17 protein-coding genes are annotated in these 15,536 nt (G+C 72.5%); 8 read left to right on the top strand and 9 right to left on the bottom strand.

The window, feature by feature from the left end; translation table 11 throughout:
• Positions 1–19 precede the first annotated feature (19 nt).
• The 3 genes from BM290_RS24645 to BM290_RS24630 form a co-directional block, all read right to left on the bottom strand.
• On the bottom strand, positions 20–310 hold the full coding sequence (locus tag BM290_RS24645) for a hypothetical protein (RefSeq protein WP_143133924.1): 291 nt from the start codon (positions 308–310) through the stop codon (positions 20–22).
• A 209-nt stretch (positions 311–519) separates the two neighbouring features.
• On the bottom strand, positions 520–2,151 hold the full coding sequence (locus BM290_RS24635; protein ID WP_093617973.1) for a hypothetical protein: 1,632 nt from the start codon (positions 2,149–2,151) through the stop codon (positions 520–522).
• Entirely contained in the window at positions 2,148–3,044 is an 897-nt protein-coding gene (locus BM290_RS24630) for an ABC transporter ATP-binding protein (protein ID WP_239143653.1), read from the bottom strand. Before BM290_RS24630 ends, BM290_RS24635 begins: the two co-directional genes overlap by 4 nt.
• Before the next feature lie 208 nt (positions 3,045–3,252).
• Here BM290_RS24630 and nhaA point away from each other — a divergent pair, with 208 nt between their 5' ends.
• The 3 genes from nhaA (at position 3,253) to BM290_RS24615 (ending at position 7,699) form a co-directional block, all read left to right on the top strand.
• Positions 3,253–4,551: a Na+/H+ antiporter NhaA gene (gene nhaA, locus BM290_RS24625; RefSeq protein ID WP_093617969.1), complete on the top strand. Its 1,299-nt coding sequence runs from the start codon at positions 3,253–3,255 to the stop codon at positions 4,549–4,551.
• Positions 4,552–4,655: 104 nt separating this feature from the next.
• A complete protein-coding gene (locus BM290_RS24620) occupies positions 4,656–5,951 on the top strand; it encodes an ArsB/NhaD family transporter (protein ID WP_093617967.1) in 1,296 nt (431 codons plus the stop codon).
• 95 nt (positions 5,952–6,046) lie between these two features.
• Entirely contained in the window at positions 6,047–7,699 is a 1,653-nt protein-coding gene (locus BM290_RS24615; RefSeq protein ID WP_177319882.1) for a sensor histidine kinase, read from the top strand.
• Positions 7,700–7,705: 6 nt separating this feature from the next.
• On the opposite strand, the gene BM290_RS24610 is transcribed toward BM290_RS24615, so the two are convergent.
• Entirely contained in the window at positions 7,706–8,152 is a 447-nt protein-coding gene (locus tag BM290_RS24610; protein WP_093617963.1) for a CBS domain-containing protein, read from the bottom strand.
• Positions 8,153–8,161: 9 nt separating this feature from the next.
• Positions 8,162–8,497, bottom strand: a complete 336-nt coding sequence (locus BM290_RS24605) for a hypothetical protein (RefSeq protein WP_373871070.1) — start codon at positions 8,495–8,497, stop codon at positions 8,162–8,164.
• Positions 8,498–8,534: 37 nt separating this feature from the next.
• On the opposite strand from BM290_RS24605, the gene BM290_RS24600 reads away from it, so the two are divergent.
• The gene (locus tag BM290_RS24600; protein WP_093617961.1) at positions 8,535–9,218 is read left to right on the top strand and encodes a type 1 glutamine amidotransferase domain-containing protein; all 684 of its coding nucleotides are present in this window, start codon (positions 8,535–8,537) and stop codon (positions 9,216–9,218) included.
• A gap of 28 nt (positions 9,219–9,246) precedes the next feature.
• Positions 9,247–9,834, top strand: a complete 588-nt coding sequence (locus BM290_RS24595) for a TetR/AcrR family transcriptional regulator (RefSeq protein WP_093617959.1) — start codon at positions 9,247–9,249, stop codon at positions 9,832–9,834.
• On the opposite strand, the gene BM290_RS24590 is transcribed toward BM290_RS24595, so the two are convergent.
• On the bottom strand, positions 9,835–10,284 hold the full coding sequence (locus BM290_RS24590; protein ID WP_093617957.1) for a MarR family winged helix-turn-helix transcriptional regulator: 450 nt from the start codon (positions 10,282–10,284) through the stop codon (positions 9,835–9,837).
• 86 nt (positions 10,285–10,370) lie between these two features.
• Between BM290_RS24590 and BM290_RS24585 the strand changes: the two genes are divergently transcribed.
• Positions 10,371–11,234, top strand: coding sequence for an NmrA family NAD(P)-binding protein (locus tag BM290_RS24585; protein WP_093617955.1), 864 nt, complete (start codon positions 10,371–10,373; stop codon positions 11,232–11,234).
• A gap of 30 nt (positions 11,235–11,264) precedes the next feature.
• Here BM290_RS24585 and BM290_RS24580 read toward each other — a convergent pair whose 3' ends face one another.
• The 3 genes from BM290_RS24580 to BM290_RS24570 all read right to left on the bottom strand — a co-directional run bounded on the left by BM290_RS24580 (position 11,265) and on the right by BM290_RS24570 (position 13,677).
• Positions 11,265–11,906 (bottom strand): nucleotidyltransferase domain-containing protein, encoded by a 642-nt coding sequence (locus BM290_RS24580; RefSeq protein WP_093617953.1) that lies wholly within the window; start codon positions 11,904–11,906, stop codon positions 11,265–11,267.
• A gap of 132 nt (positions 11,907–12,038) precedes the next feature.
• Entirely contained in the window at positions 12,039–12,599 is a 561-nt protein-coding gene (locus BM290_RS24575; protein ID WP_093618482.1) for a DUF3455 domain-containing protein, read from the bottom strand.
• A 151-nt stretch (positions 12,600–12,750) separates the two neighbouring features.
• Entirely contained in the window at positions 12,751–13,677 is a 927-nt protein-coding gene (locus tag BM290_RS24570) for a quinone oxidoreductase family protein (protein WP_093617951.1), read from the bottom strand.
• Between the two features lie 85 nt (positions 13,678–13,762).
• Between BM290_RS24570 and BM290_RS24565 the strand changes: the two genes are divergently transcribed.
• Positions 13,763–14,191, top strand: coding sequence for a MarR family winged helix-turn-helix transcriptional regulator (locus BM290_RS24565; protein WP_093617949.1), 429 nt, complete (start codon positions 13,763–13,765; stop codon positions 14,189–14,191).
• A 112-nt stretch (positions 14,192–14,303) separates the two neighbouring features.
• Positions 14,304–15,470: an alpha/beta hydrolase family protein gene (locus BM290_RS24560; RefSeq protein ID WP_093617947.1), complete on the top strand. Its 1,167-nt coding sequence runs from the start codon at positions 14,304–14,306 to the stop codon at positions 15,468–15,470.
• The last annotated feature ends 66 nt before the right edge of the window (positions 15,471–15,536 follow it).

Below are 15,536 nucleotides of genomic sequence, written 5' to 3'. Positions count from 1 at the left end.
GATCGCCCGCGAGACCCGATCAGCGGGACGGCCGCGGTGACGCCCAGACCAGCAGCGCCGGGGCCGCCAGGACCAGCAGGACCCCGCCGGCGGTCAATGCGACCGTGGTCAGGGACGTGGTCGGCGTCCAGTACGAGTAGGCGCACCCCCGTAGCGTCAGAAAGCCGGGTGCCGGGTCGGGCGTCAGATGCCGCAACTGGACCATGGGGGTGGTGATCTCTTGAACGGCGGACAGGGCCGGCACCAGGGCGAGCAGGCCCCCGCCGACGAGTGCCGCGGTGCGCGGCCGGCCGCCGGAGGTGCGGGTCACGGCCAGCACCGGCCAGCAGAAGCCCGAACAGGCGCAGGGCGCGGTGCCGGCCGGTCAGCGCCGCGCCCGCCGACACCGCCAGCATCGCCACGATCTCGGCGCCGTACCGGACCTGCGGCGACTCCACGCCCGCGCCGGCCGCGGAGACGGCCGCGGCCACGCCGAACACGACAACGGCAGGGCTCGGTGACGTCACGAGTGGAATTGTGTCAGGACCGGAGGTCACGCAGCCGGAAGCCGGCGATGCCCGCACCGGTCAGGACCGCGGCGACGGCGAGCATGACAGCCGTGGCGGTCCAGTCGGCGCCGGTCAGCGGCACAGGCGCGAGATGGGCGTACGGGGAGATCTCGCGCACCCACGACGGGGCGCCCACGCTCTCGGCGATCACCAGCAGCAGGAAGCCCCCGACGGCCGGCAGCGCCCCGACCGTCCCGGCCAGGCGGGGCGCCCAGCCGGTGGCCAGGACACAGACGCCGAGGCCGAGCGCCGCGACCGGCAGAGTGTTCCAGACCCCCTGCAGAGCCGCGGTCAACGGCAGCTCGCCACCGATCGCCGTCACACCGGTCCAGGTCGCCAGGCCCGCCACGGTCACCAGCGTCACGGCGGCGGCCGTGGTCGCGGCGATCTCCGCGCCCAGCAGCCTCGCCCGGCTGATCGGCTGGGCGGTCAGCAGCACCAGCCGCCGGTCTGTCTCGGCCGCCACGAAAGCGCCCAGCCGGACGGTGACGAAGCCACCGACCGGCATCGCGAGCAGCGCGAACAGCGTCGCGGTGAATCCGGTGACACTGCCGAGGCCGGCGAATCCGGCCTCGGCCGCCTGACCGGCCATCGCCGGGTTGGCGGCCAGGAACTCGGTCACCGAGACCGCGGTGAGACCGACGAGCAGGAAGTAGGCGCCGATGCCGAGAGCCCAGCCGGCCAGCGGCCGCAGCACCCGGCGTACCGCGAACTGCTCCACACCGCCGAGCAGGCCGAGCCGGGCCGGGCGGCCGGTGTGCGCCGCGGTGAGACCGCCGCGGACCTCACGCCGTGCGGCGGCGACGGGCACCGTCAGCGCGGTCGCCGCGGTCGCGGCGAGCAGCACCACCAGGGGTACGACACGGTCGTGCAGGTAGGGGCCGCTGAGTTCGGTCAGGCCGAACGGTGACAGCCAGCGCAGCCACTGCAGGGCGGTGATCCCGTCGCCGACCATCCGGGCCAGCAGGGTGACCCCGAGGACCGTGAACGCCGTACCCGTCGCCGGTGTGCGGGCCGGGAAGATCTGCGCGGCGAGGGCCGCGGCAGCGGCGAAGAACAGCCCGATCAGCCCGGTCCCGATCCCATGGACCAGAGCCCCGCCGGCCGGGGTGCCGGACATCGTGAGGACCGTGGTCATCGCGGCGGCGGCGGCCACGGGGACCAGCATCACGGCGGTCAGGTGGCGGACGACCGCGCCGCGCAGGGTGATCCGGCCGGCCAGCAGAACGTCCCACCGGCCGGTGTCCTCCTCGCCGCGGGTGATGCGGGTGGTGGCCATGATCGTCCAGGCCGCGAGGAGCACGGCGGTGAAGGTGCCGACCCGCCACACGGTGAAGCCGCCCGAGGTGTCCAGGCCGGCGGGCGTGCCGAACAGGGTACGGACGGCCGGGTTGCCGGCGAGTGCGGCCAGGCTGCCGGCGGCGGCCGGATCGGCCATCACGGTGTCGAAGGTGGCCGCGACCATGGCGGTCATCCCGCTGGTCAGGGCGACGACGATGAGCCCGCCCCGGCGGATCTGGCGGATCGCCAGCCGCGACACCGCACGGCCCGGAGCCGGCAGGGACGCCGGGCGCGCGGCGGGGGAGACGACAGCGGCGGTCATCGCCCGTTCTCCGAGCCGTAGTAGTCGAGGAAGATCTCCTCCAGGCTCGGTTCCCGCACGGCGAGGGCGGTCACGTCCGCGGCGGCCAGGGCACGCAGCGCCGGCGCGGGCGGCCCGGTCAGCGTGAACCGCAGCTGCCCGTCGCCGGCCGAGGAGACGCCGTCGACACCGGGGACCGTGCTGAGATCCGGCGCGGGACCGGTGTGGGTGACCGTCACCTCCGCACGGTGCAGGGACCGCAGCCGGCTGATCGCGGCGACCTCGGCCAGGCGTCCCGCCCGCAGGATCCCCACCCGGTCGCAGACCGCCTCGACCTCGGCGAGTTGGTGGGAACTGAGGAAGACGGTCCGGCCCCGGTCGCGGGCGGCGCGCACGGCTGCCCGGAACTCGCGCTCCATCAGCGGATCCAGGCCGCTGGTCGGCTCGTCCAGCACCAGCAGCGGCGCTCGGGTCGCGAACGCGGCGACCAGCGCCACCTTCTGCCGGTTGCCCGTCGAATAGGTGCGGGCCGGTTTCGACGGGTCCAGCGCGAAACGCTCGACCAGCTCGTCACGGTAGGCGCGATCTGTGCCGGGGCCGGTGCGTTCCTGCAGGTGCAGGATCTCGGCGCCGGTCAGGTGCGGCCACAGCGCCACATCGGCCGGCACGTAGGCCACGCGCCGGTGAGCGCGGGTGACGTCGGCGGCGTCCACACCGAACACCTCGGCCCGCCCGGCCGTGGGTCTGGCCAGCCCGAGCAGCAACCGGATCGTGGTGGACTTGCCGGCGCCGTTCGGCCCGAGAAAACCGAAAACCTCACCGGGTGGTACGTCCAGAGTGAGCGCATCGACAGCGGTGAGCCGGCCGTAGCGTTTCGTCAGGCCGGAAGCGCGCAGCGCGGGAACATCGGTCACGGGACTGCCTTTCGCGTCGACGACCGTCACTGACGCCGACCAGGCTTCCCGGCACACCTGAGGCTCACCGTACTCCCGCTGCCGCCGCCCGGGAAGCCCCGCCCGTGCCGTTCGCTTCGCCGTCGCATGATCACCGGGTAGGGTTGCCGTCAGGTGTGCCGGGAAGTCTGGTCGGCGGAGTCCCTGACCGTCCGTGCCTGGAGCCGCCGTGCCTGACATCTCTCGTCCTCCCTTCTCCGTCCTCAGCCGTGGCTCCTGGGCCGAGGCCCGCCGTATCGCCGACGTGCTGCGCAAGGAGACGATCGGCGGGATCCTGCTGCTGGCCGGTGCGGTCGTCGCCCTGATCTGGGCCAACTCGCCCTGGTCGGGGCAATATCACGCGCTGACCGAGTTCCGGATCGGCCCGGCCGCGCTGCACCTCGACCTGACCCTGGCGACCTGGGCGGCCGACGGGCTCCTCGCGATCTTCTTCTTCGTCGCCGGTCTGGAGCTCAAACGCGAGTTCGTCGCCGGCGACCTGCGCGATCCGCGGCGGGCCGCGGTGCCGGTCGCCGCGGCGGCCGGCGGGGTGATCGTTCCGGCGGTGTTCTACCTGGCGGTCAACTGGGGTGGCGCGGTGAAGGGGTGGGCGATCCCGACCGCTACCGACATCGCCTTCGCGCTGGCCGTCCTCGCGGTCGTCGGGCGGAGCCTGCCGTCGGGGTTGCGGACCTTCCTGCTGACGCTGGCGGTGGTCGACGACCTGCTCGCCATCATGATCATCGCGGTGTTCTACACCGCGGACCTGTCCGTGCTGCCGCTGCTCGCGGCGCTGCTGCCGCTGGGCGCCTTCACGGTTCTCGTCCAGCGCCGGGTCCGGTCGTGGTGGCTGCTGCTGCCGCTCGCGTTCACCGCCTGGGCGCTGGTGCACGCGTCCGGGGTGCACGCCACGGTCGCCGGGATCCTGCTCGGGTTCGCCGTCCCCGTGCTCACCCCCGCCCACCCGGCGTCGCCCGGCCACACCGCCCACGGCCTGGCCGAGCATTTCGAGCACCGCTTCCGGCCCTTGTCGGCGGGCTTCGCCGTGCCGGTGTTCGCGCTGTTCTCGGCCGGCGTGACGATCGGCGGCCTCGACGGCCTGCGGTCCGCGCTGACCGACCCGGTGGCGATCGGTGTGATCCTCGGCCTGGTCGCCGGCAAACCGGTCGGCATTCTGGCTGCGACGTGGCTGACCGCTCGGTTCACCCGGGCCCGGATGGACGCCGGCCTGGCGTGGATCGACGTGGCCGGGCTGGCCGTGCTGTCCGGGATCGGGTTCACCGTGTCGCTGCTGATTGGCGAGCTGGCGTTCGGGTCCGGCAACGACCGCGACGACCATGTGAAGATCGCCGTCCTGGCCGGCTCCCTGGTCGCGGCCCTGCTCGCCACCGTGGTGCTGCGAGCCCGCAACCGCGTCTACCGCCGCCTTCGCCAGGCCGAGGAGGTCGACGACGACCGCGACGGCGTTCCGGACGTCTACCAGCGCTGAGGCCGCCGGGCGGACCTGGCGCCGACTGGTAGGTTGATCGACGGTGTGCCGGGAAGTCTGGTCGGCGATCGATGAAGCCTGACCAGAAACCGGGGGAGACACTGTTGAGCGTCATCGCCTGGACCGCGGTCGCGGTGTTCACCATCGCCTACGTGCTGATCGCCACCGAGAAGATCAATCGGGTGACGGTCGCGGTCGGCGGCGCGGCGATCATGCTCGCGCTGGGCGCCACCGATGCCGAGCACGCCTTCTTCTCCGAAGAGGCCGGCATCGACTGGAACGTCATCTTCCTGCTGCTGGGCATGATGCTGATCGTCGGCGTGCTCAAACGCACCGGCCTGTTCGAGTACGTGGCGATCTGGTCGGCGAAGAAGGCCCGCGGCCGGCCCTTCCCGATCATGGTCATCCTGGTGGCCGTCACCGGCGTCGTGTCCGCGGCGCTCGACAACGTGACCACCGTGCTGCTGATCGCCCCGGTCACCCTGCTGGTCTGCGACCGGCTCGGCGTACCCCCGGTGCCGTTCCTGATCGCCGAGGTCTTCGCCTCCAACATCGGCGGCACCGCCACCCTGGTCGGCGACCCGCCCAACATCATCATCGCCGGCCGGTCCGGGCTGAGCTTCAACGACTTCCTCTCCGTGCTCGCCCCGTTCGTCGTCGTGGTGCTCATCGTGTTCGTCCTGCTGTGCCGGATCATGTTCCGCCGGGCGTTCCGCTACGACCCGGAACGGGTGGCCCGGGTGATGGCGCTCAAGGAGCGCGACGCCATCCGCGACCCACGCCTGGTGGTGATGAGCCTCAGTGTCCTCGGCGCGGTGCTGATCGCGTTCGTGCTGCACACCCTGCTGCATCTGGAGCCGTCGGTGGTGGCGCTGCTCGGCGGCCTGCTGCTGCTCGTACTGTCCCGGTTGGATCCGGAGGAGGTCGCCAAGGACGTCGAATGGCCGACGCTGATCTTCTTCGCCGGTCTGTTCGTGATGGTCGGGGGCCTGGTCGCCACCGGGGTGATCGACGAGATCGCGCACGCCGCCACCGGAGCGGTCGAGGGCAAGCTGTGGCCGGCTGCGATGCTGCTGCTGTGGGCGTCGGCCGGGCTGTCCGCGATCGTCGACAACATCCCCTACGTCGCGACGATGAGCCCGATCGTGTCGGAGCTGGTCACCGCGTCCGGCGGTCTCGACAAGGCGCAGGTGCTGTGGTGGGCGCTGGCCATCGGCGCCGACTTCGGCGGCAACGCCACAGCGGTGGGCGCGTCGGCGAACGTGGTCGTCCTCGGGATCGCCGGCCGGGCCGGTCACCCGATCACGTTCTGGGGCTTCACCAGGTACGGGCTGATCGTCACCGCGATCACCGTCGCGCTCGCCGTGCCGTACCTCTATCTGCGGTTCGTCGCTCTCTGACGGCCCGCCCGGCCGAGGCCGGGAATCGCCGGTAGGCGGCCGTTCCTGTGGATAGCCTCGACATGGGTCATCCGTGTGTTGAGGGGCGGTCGCCGGTGAACCCCGAGGGCGGAGTGGGACGGCCGGAACAGGCGCCGGTGCGCCGCGGCCCGTGGGTGTACGCGGTCGTGGTGATCGCCGCCGCCGTGGCGCTGGTGCCGTTCGCGGGCGGTCGCCTGGGCGTTCACCCGAACCTGGTCCTCGTGTTCCTGGTCCTCATGCCGGCGGCCGATCTGCTCACCGGGTATCTGCTGGCGCAACAGTTCCTGGCACACGGGCGGCCGACGACGTTGACTCTCGCCGGGATCTATCTCTTCTCCAGCCTGGTGATGACGGCGTACGCCGTCGCGTTCACCCGGTCGCAGGCTTCCGGTGCCGGCCCGAGCTGGTCGGAGGTCCGCGCCCCGTTGCTGGGGTGGGTGGTCGTCGCCGGGTTCCCCGTCCTGGTCGCGGCCGTTCCGGCCCGCCGCCACGATCTGGCCCGCGGCCGCCGGCCGGCGGCGGTCGCGATCATGGCCGTCGCAGCGGTGGCCTCGGCTGCCACCGTCGCCGGCGCCGTCGCCGGCGGGTCGGCCGGGCTGCCGCCGCTGTACCAGAACGGGTCCGCGACCGCTGCCGGCCGAGTCCTCTACGGGGTGGCGGTGCCGGTCATCGCGGTCAGCCTGCTGGCCGTGGCCAGGGATCTGCGCCGCCGTCCGGAGGTGGAGCGGTGGGTGGTGGTGGCGATCAGCGCGTCACTGGCAACCGCGGTCCTCACCCTGGTCGCGCCGCGCTACTCGGTCGGCTTCTACGCCGCGCGCACCGCTCTCCTGGTCTCCTCGGCGGTGGTCCTGACGGCGCTGATCGCCGAGACCGCCGGTCTCTACCGCCGGCTGTCGGCGGCCCACGACGAGCTGCACTCGGCGCATCGCGAACTGAGCCGGCGGGCCGAGCATCTGACCACCGCCAATCGCGAGCTGGAGGCCGCCGATGTGTGGAAGAGCGACATCCTCGCCGCCCTCTCCCACGAGATCAACCAGCCGCTGGCGGTGATCTCGGCCTGCGCCGAGGAGCTGTCCCACGACTGGGACAGCATCACCGACGACGAACGGCGCACCTCGGCCGAGACCCTCGGCAGACGGGTCGACGACCTGCTCGACATGGCCGCGCACCTGCTGGCGCTCTGCCGTGCCGAGCGCGGCGACATCCGGACCCGGCCCGCGGTGCTGCCGGTCGACCGGATGCTGACCCGGCTCGTCGACAACCTGTCCCGGCAGGCGCGCCAGCGCGTGGACGCCGACTTCGGCCCTCCCGGCGCGGCCGTCTGGGCGGACCCGGTACACACCCACCAGGTGCTGATCAACTTCGTCACGAACGCCGTCAAGTACAGCCCCGGCGCCGTCCACGTATCGGCGACCCTGAACGACACCGGCACCATGGTGCTGTTCGCCGTCAGTGATGAGGGCAACGGCGTGCCACCGGACTTCGTCGCGCACCTGTTCGACCGCTTCACCCAGGCCGACGGCGCCGGAGCGGCGCGGACCGGCGCCGGTTTCGGGTTGTACCTGTCCAGGCTGCTCACCGAGGCCAATCACGGCGCTCTGTGGTACGAGGCGGTCGTGCCCCACGGCAGCCGGTTCGTGCTCGCGCTGCCCAGCGCCCCGGGCGGCGCACCGGCGATGGCGCGCCTGGCCCACGCCGACGGAGCGGTCACCGGACGAGCCGAGTAGGCCGGATCAGGTGCCGAGCATCCGGTCCAGCAGCCCGTCGAGAGTGATCACCCCGGTCATCACCCGTGTCCTGTCGACGACCGCGACCAGCGGCACGTTCGAACGGGCCATCACCGACGCCACCTCCAGCAGCGTCGCGTCGGCGCTCACCGCGGGTAGGTCCGGCCGGTGTGCGGGCAGCAGATCGGCGACCGTGCGGTCGCCGATCCCGGCCAGGATCACGTCGGCGTCGGCCTCGTCGATGACCCGGGCCAGCGCGGGATCGTCCTGGCAGTAGGACGGCAGCGCCATCCGCAGCACCTGGGTGCCGGCCAGCACCGTCACCGGGCGGCCCTTGCCGTCGACGACGACGAGGCCCGGCAGATCCTGGGACGCGAGGATCCGCGCCGCCTCCCGGGCCCTGGTCTGCTCGGTCACGGTGCTCATCGACACGGACACGTCAGCGGCGCGCATGAGCAGACCCTACGCTGTCCCGCCGCCGGGCCGGCCCCGGCCGCCGCGCCGGCGCAGCACGCCGTACCAGGCCGGCACCTCGGCCTGCTCGTCGAAGGCCACGACCACGCCGGTGGAGGAGCGCAGCAGGAACGACAGCCACAACGCCGGCGGCCGCGCCACGAAGATGGCCAGGATCGCGAACACCCGGCCGGTCCAGGAGGTCTCGCCGAGGAACGCCGGCGGGACGAGCGCGCCGAAGACCAGCAGGGCGGCGAGCTCCGGGCAGTCCTGATCGCCGGAGAGCAGGTTTCCGGGCGAGGCAGACGGTTTGCCGATAGTAGACCAGTCGTCTAGAGTCGGCACGTGGCCGACAACGGCCGCCGTGACGAAAGGCCCCGACATGAACGTTCTGGTTGTTCTCACCTCGCACGACGAGCTGGGCGACACGGGCCGCAAGACCGGTTTCTGGCTGGAGGAGCTCGCCGCGCCGTATTACCGGCTCAAGCAGGCGGGCGCCACCATCACGCTGGCCTCGCCGAAAGGCGGCCGCCCGCCGCTGGACCCCAAGAGCAACGAGCCCGGCTCCCAGACCGACGACACCCGCCGGTTCGAGGCGGACGCCGAGGCGTCGGCCGCGCTGGACTCGACGGTCGTGCTGAGCACGGTCGACCCGGCCGGCTACGACGCGGTGTTCTACCCGGGCGGCCACGGCCCGCTGTGGGATCTGGCCGAGGACGGCGACTCGCGGACCGTCATCGAGACCACGCTGCGCGCGGGCAAGCCGGTCGCCCTCGTCTGCCACGCGCCCGGCGTGCTGCGGCACGTCACCGCCGAGGACGGCTCGCCGCTGGTGCGGGGCCGCCGGGTGACCGGCTTCACCAACTCCGAGGAGGAGGGCGTCGGCCTGACCGGGGTCGTGCCGTTCCTCGTCGAGGACATGCTCAAGGCCAACGGTGGCGTCTACTCCCAGGGCCCGGACTGGGGCTCCTACGTGGTGCGTGACGGTCTGCTGATCACCGGCCAGAACCCGGCCTCGTCCGCCGAGGCCGCCGACGCGCTCCTCGCCCTGCTCGCCGAGGGCTGACCGGCGCCCGGCCCGTAAGGTGGGAGACATGACGATCAAGAGCCGCGACACGCGTACGCAGCTGCTCCTGGCCGCCGAGAGGTCCTTCGCGCACAAGGGTTACGCCGCCGTCGGGATCAACGAGGTCCTGTCCGGCGCCGGCGTGCCGAAGGGCTCCTTCTACCACTACTTCGGCTCGAAGGACGCCTTCGGCGAGGCCGTGATCGTTCGCTACTTCGAGCAGTACCTGACCGAGATGGACGAGATCCTCGACGCCGCCGGGCAGGACTGGGCCGCCCGGATCCTGGCCTATTTCGCGTCGTGGCGGGCGTCGCAGAGCTTCGGCGACTGTGCGGGCAAGTGCCTGGCGGTCAAGCTCAGCGCCGAGGTCGCCGACATGTCCGAGCCCATGCGGCTGGCCCTGAAAGCGGGGACCACGCAGGTCGTCGACCGTCTCGAGCGCGCGATCACCGGCGCCGTCCAGGACGGCTCCTCGCCGTTCACCGGGGACGCCCGGGCGACCGCCGAGTCCCTGTACCAGCTCTGGCTGGGCGCCAGCGTCATGGCCAAGGTGCAGCGGAGTCTGGCGCCGATGGACACCGCGACGGCTCTGACCCGCCGGTTGCTCGGCGTCTGACTAGGACGCAGGCTGGGCCGGGTGGCTGTCGAGGACCTTCGACAGCAGTGCCCGGAGCTGCTCTCTCTCACCAGGGTCAAGAGCGGCGAGCAGTTCGTCCTGTACGGCCAGAGCGCGCTCGTTCAGGTCGTGCAGGTGTCGTGAGCCCGCCTCGGTGACGGCGACGATGTTGCGCCGCCGGTCCACCGGGTCGGTGCGCCGTTCGAGGTGACCGTGCTCTTCGAGGCGCGTGACGATGCCGTTGACGTTGTTGCGGTCGAGCCCCAGCCGGCGGCCCAGCTCGGCCTGGCTGAGATCGCCGTACTCCTCCAGGGCGGCGAGGACCGCGAAGTCGGAGCGCGCCTCGAGAGGCATCCGCGCTGCGGTGAACCGGGTGCCGAGGGTGGCGACCCGGCCGGTCTGCCAGCTGGCCAGGTTGCGGAGCAGGGCGGGCGCCCCGGGGTCGGTCATACGGTCATCCTAATCACTTTGTTGGTTCAACCAACAGATCGGGAGTACGTTGGTCGGACCAACATTGGTGCGACCAAGGAGTCCGCATGACACATCACGGTGCCGGCCCGATCCTCGTGACGACAGCCGGCAAGGTCGGCGCCGAGGCCGCCCGCACGCTCGCCCGGCAGGGAACGCCGGTTCGGGTGATCGCCCGCGATCCGGAGAGGGCCACGGCGCTGGCGCGCGCCGGCGTGGACGTCGTCGCCGGTGACCTGGCCGGCCGGGACAGCATCGACGCGGCGATGCGCGACGTCACCGCCGTGATCCTCGTCAGCCCGGCGATCCCGGCACAGGAGATCGCCGTCATCGACAGCGCCGTCCGGGCCGGCGTCGCCCACGTCGTGAAGGTCACCAGCAAGGCGTCGGCCGACTCGCCCATCGCCCGGCGGCGCGACCAGGCGGCCATCGAGGACCGGCTGATCGCCTCCGGACTCGCGTACACCCTGCTCAGGAACAACGCGTACATGCAGAACCTGCTCATGCTCGGCCCCGCCGTCAGCACGACGGGCGGCTTCGGCTCCGCCGCCGGCGACGGCCGCATCGGCATGATCGACAGCCGTGACGTCGCCGCCGTGGCCGCCGCGATCGTCACTGCACCCGAGCCGCACACCGGTAGGACCTACTGGCCGAGCGGCCCGGCGAGCCTGTCGTACGCCGACGCGGCCGCCGAATTGTCCCGGGTGCTCGGCCGGCCCGTCACGTTCCGGCCCCTGACCTTCGAGCAGCAGCGACAGGCCATGGTCGACGTCGGCGTCCCCGAGCACATCGCCCACATGAACGCCCAGGCCGTCAGCCTGTTCGCCGAAGGCGACTCCGACTGGACCACCGACGACGTGCCCACCGTCCTGGGCCGCCCGGCCCGTACCTTCCGGCAGTTCGCGGAGGATCACGCGGCCGCCTTCGCCTGAGGCCGCCACCCGCCCGGCGCCGCGCCGGGGTCACAGGTGCGCGAGCCAGGCATGTCCCGGATGCACGCGGGCGAGCAGCCCGGCCAGGGTCGCGCGCTGGTCCCGGGTCAGGTGCGGGACGGTCCCGTCGAAGTCGGCCTGGTCCTTCGGGCGGACGTGCTTGGCTTTGAACAGCAGGACCAGCTCGGGCGCGAGATAGGGGACGGCGTCCCCGGTGTGGTGGATGATGTCGCGGTAGGGGAGCCGGATCGTCGCGTCCCGCCGGCAGATCCAGGTGTCGCCCTGGTGCGGCTCGCGGAACACGTCGAGCCGGTAGTCCCCGGTGGCCGGGTCGCGCAGCCAGGTCTGATGGGTGGCGCCGAGTTCGTCCGGTGTGGCGTTCTCCCAGATCCGGCCACTGCCCACCGCGTCGAAGGCGTGTCCGGGGAAGCGGGCCCGGACGTCGGCGAAACCCGCGGCGGGGATCGCGATCTCGATGTCCCCGTGCTCGCGTGTCTGCTCGCCGCGGAACAGGTCCAGCGCCCAGCCGGCGGCCACACACCAGGGCGTCGTCGTGCCGGCCAGGCGGCGTGCGACCTCCTGCGGCCGCCAGCACGACGACCATCTGGCGTCGAGCGCGTCGATCTCGGCCGGCGACAGCCGGTGGCCGCCGGTGGGCAGTTGCTCCCTCACCGCAGAAATCTAGCAACGTAATCCCCGGCCGCGACGGCTGGACGCGAGGTGGCCGCGCGGCCGGCGGGGGCGGCGCGAGTCGGGGTACGTGACTCGCGCCGCCCCGTCGATCATCCGGTGGGCAGCCGCCGGCTACGGGGCGTCCCAGAACACGTAGATCGCCTTGTACGGCACGGCGACCGTCTCCCCGGCGGAGCAGGTCCTGGTGGGCCGGAGCCCGCCGGAGGTCTGCAGCCGGCTGATCTGGTCGGCCCGGTCGAGCAGGCCCGTGCCGCCGTGGCCGGTGACGGTGAGCAGCAGCTCGGGGATGGTGCCCTCCCGCGGCGACTGCTTCGCCATCGTCCCGGTGACCGAGGAGCCGTCGCGTTCGTACTGCCAGCTCGGCCCGGCGAAGTGGTGGACCAGCCCACCGGCCCCGGCCAGCCGAGCCTCGGGCGTCGACTTGGCGCCGAAGGTGCCGGTGGCGGTGTCACACGTGTAGGTCTGAGTGCCGGTGGTCACCCGGAACACGCCGATGGCCGTGGAGCCGTCCTTCGGCGCGATGGATTCCGGCACCGGCGGCACGGGAATGCCCGGCGACTGCGGTACCTCGGCGGCCGAGGCGTTCAGCGCCACCGCGGCGACCGTCGCCACGACACCGGCCATGCTCGCGCCCGCGAGGACCCGGACCCTGGTACGAGATGCACGAAGCATCGACTTCTCCCTGAGGCAGATGACGGCGGGCTCCGGAACGGCCCGCTTCACCGTCAGTCCACGCAGCCGCGGCCGCCGCGGATCGGTGCGGTCCGGGAACCGGTCCGAACATCGGCCGGGGATGTGCGATCGACGTACCCCGCGGGAGTGATCAGGGCACGAGGACGACGCGGCGGTCCGTTGTGGTGGTCCAGGCCCGCTCGATGTCGGCGAGCGGCACGGCCTGGGCCTGCACACTGATCGTGCCCTCGGTCACCGCCGCGGCCAGGTGCGGCAGCTCGGCGATGAAGTCGCGGGCGCTGACGGATCCGATGCCGCTGCCGACGATCTGCAGCCGTGACGAGCGCAGCGCCACCGACGGGACCGGCGCGGTCGGCCCGCCCATCGATCCGATCTGGATCCACGTCAGCGGCCGGGACCGGTCGCCGCGGGCGGTGAGCATCGGGACCATGGCGCCGGCGGCGGGCTCGCCCCAGACGTAGTCGAGCACGACGTCGACGTCGGCGGCACTGTCGAGTTCGTCGAACGTGCACGTCTCGTCGGCGCCGAGGGCGGGCAGCGCGGCCAGACGGGCCTCGTCACGGCCGGCGGCGATCACGTGCGCGGCCCCGAGCAGCTTGGCGACCTGCACCGCCATCCGCCCGGCGTTCCCGGTGGCGCCGATGACCAGGACCCGCTGCCCGGCGGTGAAGGTGATGCGCCGGCGCAGCGCCACCCAGGAGGACATCCCCGGGTTCATGGCGGCGGCGATCCGGACCGGGTCGATGCCGGCCGGGAGGGCGACACTGCGGCGTACGTCGATGACGGTGCGCTCGGCGAACGTGCCGAGCGTCGTGTCGTCGAGCGCCGCGTACCGCAACGTCCCGGTCCGGTCGCGCACGACGGCGTCGGCGCCCGGCACCAGGGGCAGCGCGCCGGTGCTGCTGTAGTGCGCGCCGGTGGCCTTGGCGCGGGTCAGGTGGTGCAGGCCGGCGGCGAGGACGTCGACCACCATCTCGTCGCTGCCGGTCGCGACGGGCTCGGGGTGCTCGCGGTAGACCGGCGGGGTGTCGAACGCGGTGAGGACTGCGGCGTACATGGTGAACCTCCGGGAGAGATGGTTTGTATTACCAACTAAACCAAGGATGGTTCGTAATCCCAACCATGTCAACTAGGATGTCCGCATGCCCGCCGACGACACCGTGGACGCCCTGGTCGACGCACTGGTCCGCTGCACCTTCCAGATCACCGGCGTGCTCACCCGCATCGGCGCCGACAACGACCTGTCCCTGACCCAGCTGCGCGTGTTCGGCATCCTGCGTGACCGGCGGCCCCGCGTCACCGAGCTCGCCGCCTACCTGGGCCTCGACAAGTCCACGATGTCCGGCCTGATCGACCGCGCCGAGCGCCGTGGCCTGCTGGCCCGGGAGAAGAATCCGGCCGACGGCCGCGTCGTCGACGTCTTCCTCACCCCGGCCGGCCGCGACCTCACCCAGCGCCTCTACCTCGAGGTCCGCGACGCCCTCGCCCCCGAGATCACCCGCCTGCGGCCGGCGCAACGCGACCAGCTGCTCGCCCTGCTCGACCCCCTGCTGAACCCGACCGGCGACTGAGGCCTCCATCGGAAGTCGTAAGCCGCGGTTCCCGCCCGCGCCGGATGTGCCCGGCCCCGCCCCGGCGGCAGGCTCTGAGGTGTCACCACGACACCGACCAGGGGGAACGTTCATGAAGTGGAAGAAGACCGCCGTGCTGACCGTCGCGACCGTCACGATCGGGCTGGTCCCGCCCGCCTTCGCCGAGGCCACCGGTGGCTCGGGGAGCTACTGGGCCGGCATCGTCCGCGAGTCCGTGACGATCCCGATGGACGGCGGCTGGTCGGCCGAGGGCGAGATCACCTACCCGAAGGGCGCCCGGGGCCGCCTGCCGATCCTCGTGCTCCTGCACGGCAGCGGGTACAACGACATGGACCAGACCCTCGCGCCGGGCGTGACCACGTTGAAGACCGTCGCCCGGACGGCCAACCGCGCCGGCTTCGCCGTGCTGCGATTCAACAAACGCGGCGTGGTCGGTGTGGGACCGCGGCTCAGCGACGATCCGGCGGTCCTCGACCCGGCCAAACCCTATGAGCAGACGGTACGCGACGCCGCCGCCGCAGTCCGGTTCGCCGCGACCGCCAAGCGCGCCGACCCGGCCGCCGTCTACCTGCTCGGCCACAGCGAAGGCACCCAGGTCGCCGGGAACCTGGCCGGCGACCCGCACGCGTGGGGCATCAGGAAACCCGCCGGCGTCATCGCGATGGGCGTGATCGACGGCACCCCGCGACAGGTGATCTACTACCAGGCCGTGGGCCGCACGCTGGGACAACTGCACGAGGAGTTCGACGTCGACGGGGACGGCCGGCTGACCGCCGACGAGACCGCACACGGCCTGATCGGGCTGCCCGGCGACACGGCGGCGCAGTTCCGGGCCGTCCTGACCGACCCGGCCACCGACACCGACGGCGACGGCGAGCTGGCCATCGACACCGAGGTCGAGCCGGTGGTCCGCGCCGCCGCCGGCTTCGACCGGTTCCCGAACCTGCCGGGCCTGCCCGACCGGTTCGCCCGCTACATCACCGACATCGGCCGCTTCCCGGCCCCCGCGCGCGACCTGCCGCACTACGACGGCCCGGTTCTGCTGCTCAACGGCCAGACCGACACCCAGACCGTGGTGCGCGGCGCGATCGTCACCGACGCCGCCCTGGCCACCGCCGGCAACCGCGACCACACACTGATCACCTACCCCGGCGTCAGCCACCTGATGAACGTCACCCCGAAGTACCAGCCCGTGCCCGGCAACCCGGACCCGGCGGTGCTGCGCGACATCACCACCTGGCTGGCCGCACACCGCTGACCGGCACGCAGGGCGGGCCCGGCAGCCTGAGGGGGACTGCCGGGCCCGGAGCCGGAGAAGGGACCA

Source organism: Actinoplanes philippinensis (assembly GCF_900113015.1).
Taxonomy (GTDB): Bacteria; Actinomycetota; Actinomycetes; order Mycobacteriales; family Micromonosporaceae; genus Actinoplanes; species Actinoplanes philippinensis.
This window is presented reverse-complemented; position numbering and strand designations above follow the sequence as displayed.